The organism is Amycolatopsis minnesotensis, assembly GCF_039529815.1.
Classification (GTDB): Bacteria; Actinomycetota; Actinomycetes; order Mycobacteriales; family Pseudonocardiaceae; genus Amycolatopsis; species Amycolatopsis minnesotensis.
Genome location: NZ_BAAANN010000003.1, coordinates 13,283 through 27,201 on the forward strand (window position 1 = coordinate 13,283; position 13,919 = coordinate 27,201).

Consider the following 13,919-nt stretch of genomic DNA (forward strand, 5'->3'; position numbering starts at 1 on the left):
GTCGGCGTGGCGGACGGTGTCGAAGTGAGCGCGGTGGTCGCCGCCTATCTTGACCACCTGACGGTCGAACGCGGCACCTCGCGCAACACCCTGGACGGTTACACGCGCGACCTGCGGCGCTATGCCGGGCACCTGGCGGGGTCGGGGGTCACCGACTTCGCCAGCGTCACCGAGGCCGACATCACCGCGTTCGGCGCGGCGCTGCGGGAGGGCGACGCCGAGCACCGCCCGCTCGCGGTGTCCTCCGCCGCGCGGGCCCTCGTCGCGGTGCGGGGCCTGCACCGGTTCGCGCACGTCGACGGGATCACCGAGGACGATCCCGCCCGCGAGGTGCGCCCGCCCGCCGCGGCGAAGCGGCTGCCGAAGGCGCTGCCCGTCGCCGACGTGCTGCGCCTGCTCGACATGCCGCCGCCGGACGGCGATCGCGCGCTGCGGGACAGGGCGCTGCTGGAACTGCTGTACTCCAGCGGCGCCCGGATCTCCGAAGCGGTCGGCCTCGACCTCGACGACATCGACGCGGACGAGCGCACGGTGCTGCTCGACGGCAAGGGCGGCAAGCAGCGCCTCGTCCCGATCGGGCGGCCCGCGGTCGAGGCGGTGGACGCCTATCTCGTCCGGGCGCGGCCCGCGCTCGCCCGCCGCGGGCGCGGTAGCCCGGCGGTGTTCCTGAACGCGCGGGGCAGCAGGCTGTCCCGGCAGAGCGCGTGGCAAGTGCTCAAGACGAACGCGGAGCGCGCCGGGATCTCGGCGAGCGTGTCGCCGCACACGCTGCGTCACTCGTTCGCGACCCACCTGCTGGAAGGCGGTGCCGACGTCCGTGTGGTGCAGGAGCTGCTCGGGCACGCTTCGGTGACCACGACGCAGGTGTACACCCTCGTCACGGTGAACACGCTGCGTGAGGTTTACGCGACCGCGCACCCCCGCGCGTTCGATTAGCGCAGTGGACCTGCTCGTGTTCGGCGAGCCGCTTTGGTGGGGCACCCGAGCGCGAATAGGCTGCCGGAGACCCGCCGAACGAGGAGCTTTCTCGCCATGTCGACACCTGAGGTCAACGCAGCCAGGTCGGCCGCGCAAGCGGGTTCCGCGGCCGCAAGCCTGAGCAAGGCGAAGATAGCAACCGAAGACAGGAATGCCGACGAAGACGTGACGGAAGTGCTGGACGCCAAGGCGAAGGAGAAGAAGCTCGGTCCGACGGGCCGCCCGTGGCGGGTGATCCCGGAGCCGCCCATGCTCGACCGGCACGGCCCGGCGACCGTGCTGGCGATGTGCAATCAGAAGGGCGGGGTCGGCAAGACCACCTCCACGATCAACCTCGGCGCCGCGCTCGCCGAGTACGGGCGGCGCGTGCTGCTCGTCGACTTCGACCCGCAGGGCGCGCTGTCGGTCGGCCTCGGCATCCAGCCGCACGAGCTGGACAACACGGTCTACAACGTGATCATGGAGCGCTCGGTGAACGTCACCGACGTGCTCCGGAGCACCCGTGTGGAGAACGTGGACCTGCTGCCGAGCAACATCGACCTGTCCGCGGCGGAGGTCCAGCTGGTCGCCGAAGTGGGCCGCGAACACACGCTACTGAGGGTCCTTCGTCCGGTGATGGACGACTACGACTATGTTTTGGTCGACTGCCAGCCCTCGCTGGGGTTGCTCACGGTGAACGCACTGACCGCTGCGGACGGCGTGGTCATTCCCCTTGAGTGCGAGTTCTTCAGTCTGCGCGGCGTCGCGCTCCTGATCGACACCATCGAGAAGGTGCGTGAGCGCCTCAACCCCAAGCTGGACATAACGGGGATTCTCGCGACCATGTTCGACCCGAGAACCCTGCATTCGAAGGAGGTCATGGCGCGCGTGGTGGAGGCATTCGGGGAGACCGTGTTCGACACGGTCATCAACCGCACCGTGCGATTTCCCGAGACCACGGTGGCCGGCGAGCCGATCACCCGGTGGGCTCCGAAGTCGGCCGGTGCGGCGGCGTACCGCGCGCTGGCCCGTGAGGTGATCGCCAGGTGAGCAGGCGGGCCTCCCTTCCCGGGGCTTCGGAACTCTTTCGCCTGACGGGCAGCAGCCCCGCGTTCGACGCCGAACCCGCGCCGGAACCACGAGAGCAGCCGCGGCAGGCGCCGAGCGCTCGCAAGAGTTCGCTGCCGGACAACGGCGCGGCGCGGCGCGGCTCCGGAAGGCAGAAGCACGACGCGAAGATCACCGTCTACGTCTCCGGTGACGAGCTGCTCGCGATGGAGCACGCCAGGCTGACACTGCGCGGTTCGCACGACCTCGTCGTCGACCGGGGCAGGCTGGTGCGCGAGGCGGTGGCGGTGCTGCTGGCGGACTTCGACCAGCACGGCGCGGATTCGGTGCTGGTGAAACGGCTCCGCGACGGCGGGGTCGGTGACGTCGGCGGCCACGATGGCCTCCAGGCGGAACAGGCCGAGCGCAACTGATGGAACCCACCGAACTGGCCGGGGACCCTGATCCCCGGCCGGAGTCGGTCGGGGACGGCACCGCGGCCGCCGAGCCTGCCGGGCCCGTCGAACCTGTCGAACCGCAGCCCGTTCCGGATGCGGCACCCGGCGGGGACCCGGCGCCGGACGATGGCTCGTCGTCGAAGTTCAAGGTCCGGCTGGCCAACTTCGAAGGCCCGTTCGACCTGTTGCTGCAGCTGATCTCGCAGCACGAGCTGGACGTCACCGAGGTGGCGCTGCACACGGTCACCGACGACTTCATCGCCTACACCAGGGCGCTCGGCGCCGAGTGGGACCTCGACGAGACCACCGAGTTCCTCGTCATCGCGGCGACCCTGCTCGACCTGAAGGCCGCGCGGCTGCTGCCCTCGGCCGACGTCGAGAACGAGGACGATCTCGCCCTGCTCGAGGCGCAGGACCTGCTGTTCGCGCGCGTGCTGCAGTACCGCGCGTACAAGCAGGTCGCCGCGTTGTTCGCGGAGCTGGAGGCGGGTGCGCTGCGCCGGTACCCGCGTTCGGTGGCGCTGGAGGACAAGTTCCTCGGGCTGCTGCCGGAGGTGATGCTGGGGGTCACCCCGGAGAAGTTCGCCGAGATCGCGCTTTCGGTGTTCCGCCCGAAGCCGCCGCCGACGGTTTCGCTCGACCACCTGCACGCGGGCAAGGTCTCGGTCCGCGAGCACGCGGCGGTGCTGCGGCTGCGCCTGGCCGAGGCCGGGCATCTGACGTTCGGGGAGCTGGTTTCCGACTGCGAGCACACGCTCGAGGTGGTCGCCAGGTTCCTCGCCCTGCTGGAGCTCTACCGCGAGTCGTCCGTCCACTTCGAACAGGAGGCGGCGCTGCAGGAACTGCACGTGCGGTGGACCGGCGGTTCGGTGGAAGAAGCGCAGGCGGCCGCCGACGAGGACCGCGACCGGGCCGTTGTCGAAGAGGAGGAGTACGGGTGAGCACGGACGACGAGGCCGCGCCGGTCGTCGACCTGGACGCGCTCCAGACCGCGCGACCGGACGCCGCGGAACCGGAAGACACGGCATTGGATGACGCGGCATTGGATGACGCGGAACCGGACCACACCGCACCGGACGATGCGCCACCCGCCGACGCGCCACTGGACACAGTGGACAGTGCGGATGCCGTGGTGGAGCCGGGGACCGGACCTGGCGAAGACGTCGAGGACGATGAGAACCCGGAGCTGGTCGCGGTCGCGAGCTCGCTGCCGGATCTCACCGAGAGCTGGATGCTCGAGTCCGCGCTCGAAGCGCTGCTGCTGGTCGTCGACTCGCCCGCGAGCGAGGAGTCGCTCGCCGACGCGGTCGACCAGCCGGTGCCCAGGGTCACCGAGGCGCTGCGCCTGATGGCGACCCGGTTCACCGAGCGCGACAGCGGGATCGACCTGCGCCGCGTCGGCGAGGGCTGGCGGTTCTTCACGCGCGACACGTTCGCGCCGTTCGTCGAAAAGCTCCTGCTCGACGGCCAGCGTTCGAAGCTGACCAGGGCCGCTTTGGAGACCCTCGCGGTGATCGCCTACCGTCAGCCGGTCACCCGAGCCAGGGTGGCCGCGGTGCGCGGCGTCAACGTCGACGGCGTGATCCGCACCCTGCTCGCCAGGGGACTGATCGAGGAGACCGGGACCGACGCCGAGACCGGTGGCACCCTGTACGTGACGACCGAGCTGTTCCTCGAACGGCTCGGGCTCTCGTCGCTCAACGACCTGCCCCCGATCGCGCCCCTGCTCCCGGAAGTGGATTCGATCGATGACATCTGACCGCGACGCCCGCAACGCGACGCCCGACGGACCCGAAGGCGTGCGCCTGCAGAAGGTGCTCTCCAAGGCGGGAGTGGCTTCGCGCCGCGCCGCCGAGGACCTGATCGCGCGGGGCCGCGTCACGGTGGACGGCAGGACCGTGCGCGAGCAGGGCACCAGGGTGGACCCCGCGACCGCGGTCATCCACGTCGACGGCACCCGGGTCGTGCTCGACGAAACACTGGTCTACCTGGCGTTGAACAAGCCCCGCGGCGTGCACAGCACGATGGAGGACGACCAGGGCCGCCCGTGCGTCGGCGACTACATCCGGCAGCGGGACGAACGGCTGTTCCACGTCGGCAGGCTCGACGCCGACACCGAGGGCCTGCTGCTGCTCACCAACGACGGCGATCTCGCGCACCGGCTGATGCACCCGTCGTACCGCGTGCTGAAGACCTACCTCGCCGAGGTCGACGGGCTCGTGCCGCGCGGGCTCGGCAAGACGCTGAAGGCCGGGATCGAACTCGAAGACGGGCCGGTCAAGGCGGACGCGTTCCGCGTCAAGGACATGCAGGCGGGGCGCACGCTCGTGGAGATCGTGCTGCACGAGGGCCGCAAGCACATCGTGCGCAGGCTGCTCGACGAGGTCGGGCACCCGGTGCGCAAGCTTGTGCGGACCGCGATCGGCGACGTGCAGCTCGGCAACGGGAAGCAAGGCTCGCTGCGCGCGCTGACCCGTGCCGAGGTCGGGTCGCTGCACCGCGCCGTCCAGCTCTAACGCTGCCCGCGCGCTCGCGAGGGCGGGAAATCGCGGAAGTGCCCTAGGCGTCCGGCACGAGCCGGTCGACCATGGCGGCGACGAGGTCTTCGGCGGGCATCCGCTCGAACAGGCCGGGCAGCGTCAGGTGCTCCACCATCAGCCAGCTCATCGCGAACTGCAGCAGCACCACGGTGATCCGGTCGCCCGGCAGCCCCGAGTCCAGGTGGAAGCGCACGTTCTCGTCGATGTTCGCGCCGATCAGGTCGGTGAGCACGGCCCGCAGCTTCGGCCGCCTCGTCGCTTCGAGGCGCAGTTCGACCAGTGCCAGGTAGCCGTGCGGATCGGCGCTGAGCCGCTCGATGAGCTGGCGCATCAGGACGGTCACCAGCTCGCGGGTCGGGCGCGCCCGCATCGTCTCGGCGAGGCCGGACGGCTCGGGGGTGAAGCGCTCGTGGACGCGGCCGCCGATCTGGTCGAACAGGTCGTCCCGGCTGGGGAAGTAGTTCGACGCGGTGCCCTGGGGGACGCCCGCTTCGGTGTCGACGGCGCGGAACGTCAGGCCGCGCGCGCCTTCGCGGGCGAGCACTTCGATGGCCGCGTCGATGAGCGCCCTGCGCCGCGCCGGATTTCCCCGCATGCGAACTCCTTCCGGAAAAGGCTTGCAATCACTACAGACATAGTACTACAACTGTAGTTGCTCAGCGAGACACAAGGAGGACCCATGCGAAAGCTGACCTATCTGGTGGCGGCCACCCTGGACGGGTTCATCGCCGCACCCGGCGGCGGCAACCCGTCGGGCCCCGACGGCTTCTTCGTCGCCGAAGGCGACCACATGCAGGGGATTCTCACCGACTACCCGGACATCGTGCCGGGCTTCGCCCGCGAGGCGCTGGGTATCGACGGCCCGAACAAGGTCTTCGACACCGTCCTGGAAGGGCGTGGTTCGTACGAGATCGGGCTCGCCGAAGGCATCGCTGACGCGTATCCGCATATGCGGCACTACGTGTTCTCGACGACCATGACCGAGACCGGGGACCCCGCGGTCGAGCTGGTGGCGAGCGACCCCGTCGAGAAGGTCCGCGAGCTGAAGCGGGAAGACGGGCTCGGGATCTGGCTGTGCGGCGGCGCCGGGCTCGCCCAGTCGCTGCGCGAAGAGATCGACGAAATCGTGCTCAAGCTCCACCCGGTGGTCGCCGGAGCCGGGATCCCGTTGTTTTCCGGCGGGTTTTCACCGCAGCGGTTCGCGCTCACCGGCACCACGACGTACGAAAGCGGGGTCCTGCACCTGACCTACGCCAGGACCTGAGCGGGGGCGGTGCGCAGCGCCGGGGCGAGGGCGAAGACGCACGAGGTGAGCACGACGGCGGACGCGACCGCCCAGTGCAGCCCGACGAACCCGGCGAGCACGCTGATCAAGGCGGGTTCGACGAGGAAGCCGAGGTAGCCGCAGGCCGCGACCGCGGCGACGGCCTTGCCGGGCGAACCGGGCTGCTTACGGCTCGCCACGCTCCACGCGATCGGCACGATCCCGGCGACACCGATCCCGATCACGGCGAACCCGAGCACGCCGGCGACGGGCACCGGGACCGCCAGCACCAGCGCGAACCCGAGCACGGCGATCCCGGTGGCGACACGGGCGAACCGCGCGGGGCCGACGCGCGCCACGACGCGGTCGGTCACCGCGCGCACCACGATCATGGTGAGGGAGAAGGAAAAGTAGCCGAGCGAGGCCAGCGCGGGCGTGGCGCCGGTGATGTCGACGAGGTACGCGGCGCTCCAGCTGTTGACCGCGCCCTCGGCCACGAACGCGCAGAACGCGATCGCCCCGAGCGGGAGCAGCGCGCGGCTGGGCAGGGCGAAGGCGGCTTCGCCCTGCCCGCGGTCCGCGCCGAGGAGGAACCGGGTCGCCGCCGCCCACAGCGCGATCGCGAGCAGGAGCGCCCCGGTGCACGAGAAGTGGACGGGCACTGGCACGTGCCAGGTCTCCATCAGCGCGTCCACACCCGATCCGGCCAGGCCGCCGAGGTTCCAGAACGCGTGGAACCCGGCGAAGATCGGGCGGTCGTAACCCGCCTCGACCCTGGCCGCGTGGGAGTTCATCGCGACGTCGAGCACGCTGTTGCCGACGCCGAGCACGACCAGGGCGGCCACGAACAGCGGCAGGCTCGGCGCGAACGCGACCAGGGGCAGGCCCGCGCACAACACGGTCGCGCCGAGCAGGACCGCGGCCCTGCTGCCGATCCTGGTGATCAGCGCGCCCGCCCCGAGCAGGGCGAGCACCGAGCCCGCCGCGAGCCCGAACAACCCGACCCCGAGCTGACCCGTGCTCAGCCCGGCTTGCGCCTGCACGGACGGAATGCGCGCCAGCCAGGTTCCGAACGCGGCGCCGCACATCGCGAACACCACCGAAACCGCCCACCGCGCCTGCCGCAGCTCCCGGGAGATCACTTCGCCACCGTACCGACGCCCCACCCGGTTTCCGCCGCCGCTGCGGAGCCCGGGCGGGATGGCGGTGAAGGTGCGCGCATGCCCCGAAGGCGACCTTCAGGGCACCTGAGGCCACTTTTCGCGCCTTCGCGGGCGGGCGGGGCGGGGCTGTTCATGCCGTGAAGGTGCCCTTCGGGGAACGTGATGCCGTGAAGGTCACCTTCAGGGCATCAGCATCACCATGCCGCGTGCCGTGAGGGGCGAGATTGGGGCGTCAGATTCCCTGAAGGCGCCCTTCAGGGACCAAGCCCCCGGGCGGCTCCACGCTTCCGCCGCCCATCGCAGCGGAATCAACGTGCACACATCATCACTGTGGCCTTCGGGCACGCGGAACCCGTGCGGAGCCGGGGAGTGGACGGCGGTCAGGCGACCGGGGCCGGTTCGGCGAGTTCGTCCAGGGGAGCGGCGACCCGCGGCCGGCGCCGTGGCCATGGCGAGGTGAACGCGACGCTGCCGACGAGGCCACGCCGCCGCAGCCACGGCAACCACGCGAACATGCCGAAGTGCAGCGCGAACAGGTGCCCGGCGAGGGTGACGACGTCCTCCAGCGCGCCGGGCTGGTCGGTCAGGTAGATGAGCAGGATCGCGGCTTCGGCGGCGAGCACGGCCCACCGCCGCAGCGGCGGGACGACCAGCGCCAGCAGCGCGCCCGCGGTGGCGAAGAAGCCGTAGCTGACGCCGATGTCGAGCCAGCGCGCGTCCTGCGGAGGCAGCGCGCCCGCGCTGATCGACCACATCACCGGCAGCTCGGTCGCCAGCGTCGCCAGGATGTGCCCGCTGAAGAACACCGCCGCCGTCCACATCGGACCGATCCGCCGTTCCAGCGGCGCCACCGCGATCGTGAAGATCACCAGGTTGACCAGCCACATCGCATCGGCGAGCCACATCGCGCTGGTGAACAGCGTGAGCAGCGGGCGGTGCCACAGGTTGTGCGCGTCGGTGCTGGACAGCGCGAGTAGCTTCGCGGTCACCGACGGGTCGGCGGTGTGCAGCACGATCGTCGTGCCGAGCAGGATCACGAGGTAGCAGAAGGTGAACGGTGTAGTCGACGGCCGGGGGAGTGCCGCGACGGCACGCGCCAGCGGTCTCGGGACGACGTCTGCGATCACCTGGTCAGTCTGCTCCGGCACCCTGGCAGTCTGCCTGGCGCAAGCTGTGAGTTCGCTGTGACCGTGGCCGCGGGTACCCCGCGACGAACACCTCCATCGCCTCGCGCACGCCTTCGGTGTCCCCGGTGGTCACGAGGTCGAGGAGCAGCCCGCGCGCGGTGGCGAGGCCGAGCCTGGCGTGGGCGCGCAGCGCGTGCTCCTCGACGCCGAGCCGCCGCAGCAGCTCGGAAACCGGGCCCAGCCAGTCGTCGATGATCCCGTCGAGCAGCCCGGTCGTGCCCGCCCTGCCCTGCAGTGCCTGGCCGTAGAGTTCGAAGAACAGCCGCTCGCTCGCCCGCAGCGCTGGATCGGTCAGCGCGTGCCAGAAGCGGAGCGCGATCCGATCGGCGGGCAGATCGCTGTCGAGTTCGAGTGCCCGCAGCGTCTCGCGCATGCGGCGTTCGACCTCGCGGGCCACCTCGGCGAGCAGGCCCTCCTTGGAGCCGAAGTGGTAGATCAGCATGCGGTGGCTGGTGCCGAGGTCCGTGGCGAGCGCGCGCAGGCTCCGGTCGCCGACACCGGTCTCCGCGAGCTCGTCCACCGCGGTCGCGAGCAGGGCCGCGCGCGCGTCGGTCGGCATGGATCGCCCCCTTGTCAGCCGTCTGAACCAGATGGTACATGTACCGGATGGTTCAGGAAATTTCGGTGCGCGGCCGGTCCGACGCGCCACCAGCCGTGGTGTACGCACTGCTCAGAGACGGCGCGAGCTGGCCGCGATGGTCGCCGCTCGGATCGTTCACGCTGCTCAAGGAGTCATCCGAAGGCGGTGAGGGCCTCGGCGCGCTACGCCGCTTCCGCACCGGGCGCACCACGACCTGCGAGGAAGTGGTGGAGCTGGTGCCGGACCGCCGGTTCTCCTACACGCTGAACTCGGGCCTGCCGCTGCGCGGGTACCGGGCGGACGTGGAGCTCAGCGAGGCCGGGGCAGGCGGCGGCACGGAGATCCACTGGCACTCGACGTTCCGGCCGAAGGTGCCCGGTACCGGCTGGTTGTTCCGCCGGGTCCTCGGCGGGTTCATCGCGCGCACGGTCGACGGGCTCGTCGCGTACACGGCGGGTGAGCGTGAAGCGGAGGGCCAGGCGCAATAGGGTTGCCCGCATGGCGGTACGACGCGGGGCGACGGGGCGCACCCAGGAAGAGCGCAGCGCGGCCATGCGCCAGCGCCTGCTGGACGCCACGATCGACTGCCTCGTCGAGTTCGGCTACGCGGGCACCACCACGACCAGGGTCGCCGACCGGGCCGGGGTCACCAGGGGCGCACAGGTGCACCACTTCCCGACCAAGACCGACCTGGTCACCTCCGCGATCCGGCACCTCGCGGCGAAGCGGACCGAGGTCGCGATGGCCGAGCTCGACCGGCTCAAGGCGTCGGCGGACCCGATCGGGGACGCGCTGCAGCTGCTCTGGGAAATGCACCAGGGGCCGGTGTTCTCCGCGACCGTCGAGCTGTGGGTGGCCTCCCGCACCGACCCGGAGCTGCGGCACCAGATGACGCTCGTGGAGCCGATCGCCACCGGCAGCCTCGTCGAGTTCGGCAAGGCGCTGATGCCGGAGCACGCGGCGCACCCGGAGTTCCTGCACGCGGTGTACACCGCGATGGACGTGATCAGGGGCATCCTCATCGCGAGCTGGGCGACCAGGGACGATGCCGAGCTGACCGCGCGCTGGCACCGCGCGCGGGGGCACCTGCGCATTCTGTTCGTGGCGCTGATGGGGCCTGCCGGCTCCGGCCTCAGTGCGTGACGAGGCCCGCTTCGAGCGCGAGCAGCCCGGCCTGGGTGCGGTTGGCGCAGTCGAGCTTCACCAGCATCCGCGACACGTAGCTCTTCACGGTCGCCTCGGACAGGTGCAGCTTGCCCGCGATGTCCGCATTGGACAGTCCGCCGCCGAGGCAGCCGAGCACCTCGACCTCGCGGTCGGTCAAGGCCGCCGCGCGCCGCTTCGCGGCCTCCGCGCGCAGCGAGCTGTCCGAAGACGCGGCAACGAGCCGCCGCGCGGCCTCCGGCGAGAGCACGGTGTGCCCGTCCGCGGCGACCCGCACCAGCCCGATCAGGTCCTCCGGCGGCGTCGACTTCACCAGGAAGCCCGCCGCGCCGCCGCGCAGCGCGCGGATCACGTAGTCGTCGGCGTCGAACGTGGTCAGCGCGACGACCGCGGGTGCCTGCGGGAGCTTCGCGATGCGCTCGATCGCGGTCAGCCCGTCGACGCCCGGCATCCGGAGGTCCATCAGCATCACGTCCGGCCGGTGCCGCACGGCCGCTTCGACCGCTTCGGCGCCGTCCTGCGCCTGCGCGATCACCTCGATGTCGTCCACGGAGCCCAGGATGGTGCGCAGGTGCGCGCACACCATGGGCTCGTCATCGACGACGATCACCCTGATCATGGCGTGTGCTTTCTGCCGTCGGGACGTAGGCCGGAAGTATCGCATCGACACGGTAGCCGCCGTCGGGCGAGTGCCCGCTGTGCAGGCTGCCGCCGATCAGCTCGACGCGCTGGCGGAGGCCGAGCAGGCCGGCGCCGGAGCCGCTCGCGGCGAGCAGCGGGTCCGGCGGCCGTGACGGCGCTTCGTTGACGACGCTGATCCGGAGCCCGTCGGGCAGGTACCGCAGCTGGACCCGGGTCGCCGAGCCGGGCGCGTGCTTGCGGATGTTGGTCAGCGCCTCCTGCACCACGCGGTACGCGGTGCGCGCGACCGTCGGCGAAACCGATTCCCGCTCGCCTTCCACCTGGTAGGACACCGGGGTGCCCGCGGTCCCGGAATCGGCGACCAGCGCGTCGAAGTCGGCCGGGTTCTCCGGTGGCGAGCCGTTCCTCCCCGGCTGCACCATGGCGATCGCCTCGTCGCCGCGCAGCACTCCGACGAGGTCGCGCAGCTCGTCGAGTGCCTGGGTGCCCGCCTGCCGGATGTCGTTGGCCGCGGTGCGGACCTTGTCGTCGGTGCTGACGACACCCAATGCGCCCGCCTGCAGCACCATCAGGCTCAGCCGGTGGGTGACCACGTCGTGCATCTCGGCGGCGAGGTGGCGGCGTTCCTGCGCCCTCGCCCGCTCGGCGAGCAGCTCCTGTTCGCGTTCCGCCCGTTCCGCGCGGTCCCGCAGCGAGCTCACCAGCTGGCGCCGCGCTTCGACGTACATGCCGCCGAGCGCGGGCGCCACCGTGGTGAGCAGTCCGAACGGGGTGGTGCTCCAGCTCGGGGCCCACGGCCTCGACGCGAACAGCGCGAGCACCCCGACCAGGATCAGCCCGGTGCGCCGGTCGAGCAGCCGCGGCAGCTGGGTGGCGATCGCCGGGACCGCCACCGGCACCGTGGTCAGCGTCAGCGGCATGACCGGTTTGAGCAGCCCCGGCGAGAACAGGTCGGAAGCGAGCCACGCGGCGGAGATCGCGATCATCAGCACCGCGACCGCGACCGGGTACCGGACGAGGAACACCAGCGCGAAGTCCGCCGCCAGCGCCGTGACGAGCCACGCGAAGGGCCCGAGCCAGCCGGTGGTGTCCGGGCCCGCGGCGAACAGGGTCGCGTCGAGCACGGTGAACAGCGCCGCCGCGCCCACGATGTACCCCGCGTCGCGGCGCTCCGGCCACAGCGGGAACCACGCCGGGTGGCGCGGCAGGAACTCCGTCACGCGCACACGGTAACCACCGGAGCAGGTGGCCGCCGCCAGATCCCACCGACGGCGCGGACGGTCGCAACGAAAGTTGCGGCCGTCTCGCCGGTATCCGACTTTCGTCGACGCGGTTGTCCTCGTTGGCCGCTGTCGGCGGGCTTGCGCGATCGGCTGAAATCGCCGCAGCCGAGGAGAGCCGAGTGGAGAGGAAGTGGCTGCACGTGGTTTCCGTGGACTTGCCCCGGCAGGGGGTGGCGGCGGGCGTCCCGCCGTTCGCGCGGCTGCCGGTGCTGGCGATCGCGGCGCTGGCCGCCGCACTGCTGGTGTGGACGAGCACCCGGTACGGCCACGGGTTCGACGAGGTGTACTTCCTGATGGCCGGTCGAGATCACCTTGACTGGGGGTATTTCGACCAGCCGCCGCTGGTGCCCGCGCTCGCCGGGGCGCTCGATTCGCTCTTCCCCGGCTCGCTGCCGGCACTGCGGTTGCCGACCGCGCTCGCCGTGGCCGCGGGCATCGTGGTGACCGCGCTCATCGCCAGGGAACTCGGCGGCGGGCGCGGCGCGCAGGCGATGGCCGCCGGCTGCTACGCGACGTCCGGCATCGTCGTGATCAGCCACCTCCTCGGCACCTACACGATCGACCCGCTGTGGTGGACGGTCATCGCGTGGCTCGTCGTGCGGTGGGCGCGGCTGAACCGGGACGGGGTCCGTGACGACCGGCCGCTGCTGTGGGCCGGGATCGTCACCGCGGTCTCGCTCGAAACGAAGTTCCTGATCCCGGCGTTCTGGGCGGCGATCGCGGTGAGCGCGCTCGTGCTGGGGCCCCGCGAGCTGCTGCGCAGGCCCCTGCTGTGGGCGGGTGCGGCGATCGCGGTGGTGGCCACCGTGCCGACGCTGCTCTGGCAGGCCGCGCACGACTGGCCGTACCCGCACATGGGCGACGTCGTGGCGGCGGAGTTCCCCGGGTACGGCGCGTTCTTCCGCGACGGGTTGCTGGAAGCGGGTATCGGCGTCGGTGTGCTGGCGTTCGTCTACGGCCTCGCGCGGCTGGTGTGTGCCAGGCACTTCCGGCCGTTCCGGTTCCTCGGCGTCGCGATCCTGCTGACGATCGCCGGGTTCGTGCTCGCCAACGGCCGCTCGTACTACCTGATGTCGGTGTTCGCGGTGCCGTTCGCGGTCGCCGCGGTGGACGTGAGCCGCCTTCGGCCGCCGTCGTGGCTGCGGGTGCTGGCGTGGCCCGCGTTCGCGCTGTCGGCGGCGATCACGGTGGCGGGACTGCCGATCTACCCGGCTTCGGCGGTGGCGGACATGCCCCCGTCGTGGGGCCCGGTCACGCTCGGCTCGGCGATGGCAGGCGGGGAGCTGCCGCAGCAGCAGATCGGCGAGCTGGTGGCCGCGACCTACGACGCGCTGCCGCCGGAGCAGAAGGCGCGCACGGTGGTGTTCGCGGAGATCTACCCGTTCGCCTCGGCGATCGAATACAACGGCGCCGCGCGAGGCGTCGGGACTGTCTACAGTGGACACAGAGGGTACTGGTACTTCGGCGCCCCACCGGAAAGCGCGCGCGACGTGCTCTTCGTCGGCTTCGACCCCGGCAAGCTCGGCCGGTCCTTCACCGCGACGACACCGGTGATCGAGGGGCTGGCCTGGCTGGAGACCGGCAGAACCCGCCCGTGGGCCGAGATCTGGCCGACGCTCAAGACCCAATGAAGG

General features: G+C 71.3%; 16 protein-coding genes. 10 read left to right on the forward strand and 6 right to left on the reverse strand.

What is annotated here, in order from left to right:
- Positions 1 to 33 precede the first annotated feature (33 nt).
- From xerD to ABD256_RS04055, 6 genes are all read left to right on the forward strand, one after another.
- The gene (gene xerD, locus ABD256_RS04030) at positions 34 to 936 is read left to right on the forward strand and encodes a site-specific tyrosine recombinase XerD (protein ID WP_344414183.1); all 903 of its coding nucleotides are present in this window, start codon (positions 34 to 36) and stop codon (positions 934 to 936) included.
- Between the two features lie 96 nt (positions 937 to 1,032).
- Positions 1,033 to 2,007, forward strand: a complete 975-nt coding sequence (locus tag ABD256_RS04035; RefSeq protein WP_344414185.1) for a ParA family protein — start codon at positions 1,033 to 1,035, stop codon at positions 2,005 to 2,007.
- The gene (locus ABD256_RS04040; protein ID WP_344413534.1) at positions 2,004 to 2,438 is read left to right on the forward strand and encodes a cobyrinic acid a,c-diamide synthase; all 435 of its coding nucleotides are present in this window, start codon (positions 2,004 to 2,006) and stop codon (positions 2,436 to 2,438) included. Before ABD256_RS04035 ends, ABD256_RS04040 begins: the two co-directional genes overlap by 4 nt.
- Entirely contained in the window at positions 2,438 to 3,403 is a 966-nt protein-coding gene (locus tag ABD256_RS04045) for a segregation and condensation protein A (RefSeq protein ID WP_344413536.1), read from the forward strand. The genes ABD256_RS04040 and ABD256_RS04045 overlap by 1 nt, the downstream gene beginning before the upstream one ends.
- Entirely contained in the window at positions 3,400 to 4,221 is an 822-nt protein-coding gene (scpB, locus tag ABD256_RS04050) for an SMC-Scp complex subunit ScpB (RefSeq protein WP_344413538.1), read from the forward strand. The genes ABD256_RS04045 and scpB overlap by 4 nt, the downstream gene beginning before the upstream one ends.
- Positions 4,211 to 4,978, forward strand: a complete 768-nt coding sequence (locus ABD256_RS04055) for a pseudouridine synthase (RefSeq protein ID WP_344413540.1) — start codon at positions 4,211 to 4,213, stop codon at positions 4,976 to 4,978. Before scpB ends, ABD256_RS04055 begins: the two co-directional genes overlap by 11 nt.
- A 43-nt stretch (positions 4,979 to 5,021) precedes the next feature.
- Here ABD256_RS04055 and ABD256_RS04060 read toward each other — a convergent pair whose 3' ends face one another.
- The gene (locus ABD256_RS04060; protein WP_344413542.1) at positions 5,022 to 5,597 is read right to left on the reverse strand and encodes a TetR/AcrR family transcriptional regulator; all 576 of its coding nucleotides are present in this window, start codon (positions 5,595 to 5,597) and stop codon (positions 5,022 to 5,024) included.
- Between the two features lie 84 nt (positions 5,598 to 5,681).
- Here ABD256_RS04060 and ABD256_RS04065 point away from each other — a divergent pair, with 84 nt between their 5' ends.
- Positions 5,682 to 6,266, forward strand: coding sequence for a dihydrofolate reductase family protein (locus ABD256_RS04065; protein WP_344413544.1), 585 nt, complete (start codon positions 5,682 to 5,684; stop codon positions 6,264 to 6,266).
- Here the strand turns inward: ABD256_RS04065 and ABD256_RS04070 are convergent.
- The 3 genes from ABD256_RS04070 to ABD256_RS04080 all read right to left on the reverse strand — a co-directional run bounded on the left by ABD256_RS04070 (position 6,251) and on the right by ABD256_RS04080 (position 9,175).
- On the reverse strand, positions 6,251 to 7,408 hold the full coding sequence (locus tag ABD256_RS04070) for an MFS transporter (RefSeq protein ID WP_344413546.1): 1,158 nt from the start codon (positions 7,406 to 7,408) through the stop codon (positions 6,251 to 6,253). The two genes, ABD256_RS04065 and ABD256_RS04070, sit on opposite strands and share 16 nt — an antisense overlap.
- 401 nt (positions 7,409 to 7,809) lie before the next feature.
- Entirely contained in the window at positions 7,810 to 8,556 is a 747-nt protein-coding gene (locus ABD256_RS04075; protein ID WP_344413549.1) for a rhomboid-like protein, read from the reverse strand.
- A 4-nt stretch (positions 8,557 to 8,560) separates the two neighbouring features.
- On the reverse strand, positions 8,561 to 9,175 hold the full coding sequence (locus ABD256_RS04080) for a TetR family transcriptional regulator (RefSeq protein ID WP_344413551.1): 615 nt from the start codon (positions 9,173 to 9,175) through the stop codon (positions 8,561 to 8,563).
- A gap of 47 nt (positions 9,176 to 9,222) precedes the next feature.
- Between ABD256_RS04080 and ABD256_RS04085 the strand changes: the two genes are divergently transcribed.
- Both ABD256_RS04085 and ABD256_RS04090 read left to right on the forward strand, forming a co-directional pair.
- The gene (locus tag ABD256_RS04085; RefSeq protein ID WP_344413553.1) at positions 9,223 to 9,684 is read left to right on the forward strand and encodes an SRPBCC family protein; all 462 of its coding nucleotides are present in this window, start codon (positions 9,223 to 9,225) and stop codon (positions 9,682 to 9,684) included.
- A gap of 64 nt (positions 9,685 to 9,748) precedes the next feature.
- Positions 9,749 to 10,339, forward strand: a complete 591-nt coding sequence (locus ABD256_RS04090; protein ID WP_344414187.1) for a TetR/AcrR family transcriptional regulator — start codon at positions 9,749 to 9,751, stop codon at positions 10,337 to 10,339.
- Here ABD256_RS04090 and ABD256_RS04095 read toward each other — a convergent pair.
- Together ABD256_RS04095 and ABD256_RS04100 are read right to left on the reverse strand one after the other, a co-directional pair.
- Positions 10,329 to 10,979 carry a response regulator transcription factor gene (locus ABD256_RS04095; RefSeq protein WP_344413555.1) on the reverse strand — a complete coding sequence of 217 codons (651 nt, stop codon included), beginning with the start codon at positions 10,977 to 10,979 and terminating at the stop codon, positions 10,329 to 10,331. The genes ABD256_RS04090 and ABD256_RS04095 overlap by 11 nt on opposite strands.
- Positions 10,954 to 12,222, reverse strand: a complete 1,269-nt coding sequence (locus tag ABD256_RS04100) for a sensor histidine kinase (RefSeq protein WP_344413558.1) — start codon at positions 12,220 to 12,222, stop codon at positions 10,954 to 10,956. Before ABD256_RS04100 ends, ABD256_RS04095 begins: the two co-directional genes overlap by 26 nt.
- Before the next feature lie 182 nt (positions 12,223 to 12,404).
- Between ABD256_RS04100 and ABD256_RS04105 the strand changes: the two genes are divergently transcribed.
- Positions 12,405 to 13,916 carry a glycosyltransferase family 39 protein gene (locus ABD256_RS04105; RefSeq protein ID WP_344413560.1) on the forward strand — a complete coding sequence of 504 codons (1,512 nt, stop codon included), beginning with the start codon at positions 12,405 to 12,407 and terminating at the stop codon, positions 13,914 to 13,916.
- Positions 13,917 to 13,919: the final 3 nt, after the last annotated feature.

Bases quoted from the DNA above. Each gene is read 5' to 3' on its own strand.
- ABD256_RS04095 (WP_344413555.1), bottom strand. From the start codon at position 10,979: ATGATCAGGGTGATCGTCGTCGATGACGAGCCCATGGTGTGCGCGCAC.
- ABD256_RS04065 (WP_344413544.1), top strand. From the start codon at position 5,682: ATGCGAAAGCTGACCTATCTGGTGGCGGCCACCCTGGACGGGTTCATC.
- ABD256_RS04055 (WP_344413540.1), top strand. From the start codon at position 4,211: ATGACATCTGACCGCGACGCCCGCAACGCGACGCCCGACGGACCCGAA.
- ABD256_RS04090 (WP_344414187.1), top strand. From the start codon at position 9,749: ATGCGCCAGCGCCTGCTGGACGCCACGATCGACTGCCTCGTCGAGTTC.
- ABD256_RS04085 (WP_344413553.1), top strand. From the start codon at position 9,223: ATGGTTCAGGAAATTTCGGTGCGCGGCCGGTCCGACGCGCCACCAGCC.
- ABD256_RS04045 (WP_344413536.1), top strand. From the start codon at position 2,438: ATGGAACCCACCGAACTGGCCGGGGACCCTGATCCCCGGCCGGAGTCG.
- ABD256_RS04060 (WP_344413542.1), bottom strand. From the start codon at position 5,597: ATGCGGGGAAATCCGGCGCGGCGCAGGGCGCTCATCGACGCGGCCATC.
- ABD256_RS04080 (WP_344413551.1), bottom strand. From the start codon at position 9,175: ATGCCGACCGACGCGCGCGCGGCCCTGCTCGCGACCGCGGTGGACGAG.
- ABD256_RS04035 (WP_344414185.1), top strand. From the start codon at position 1,033: ATGTCGACACCTGAGGTCAACGCAGCCAGGTCGGCCGCGCAAGCGGGT.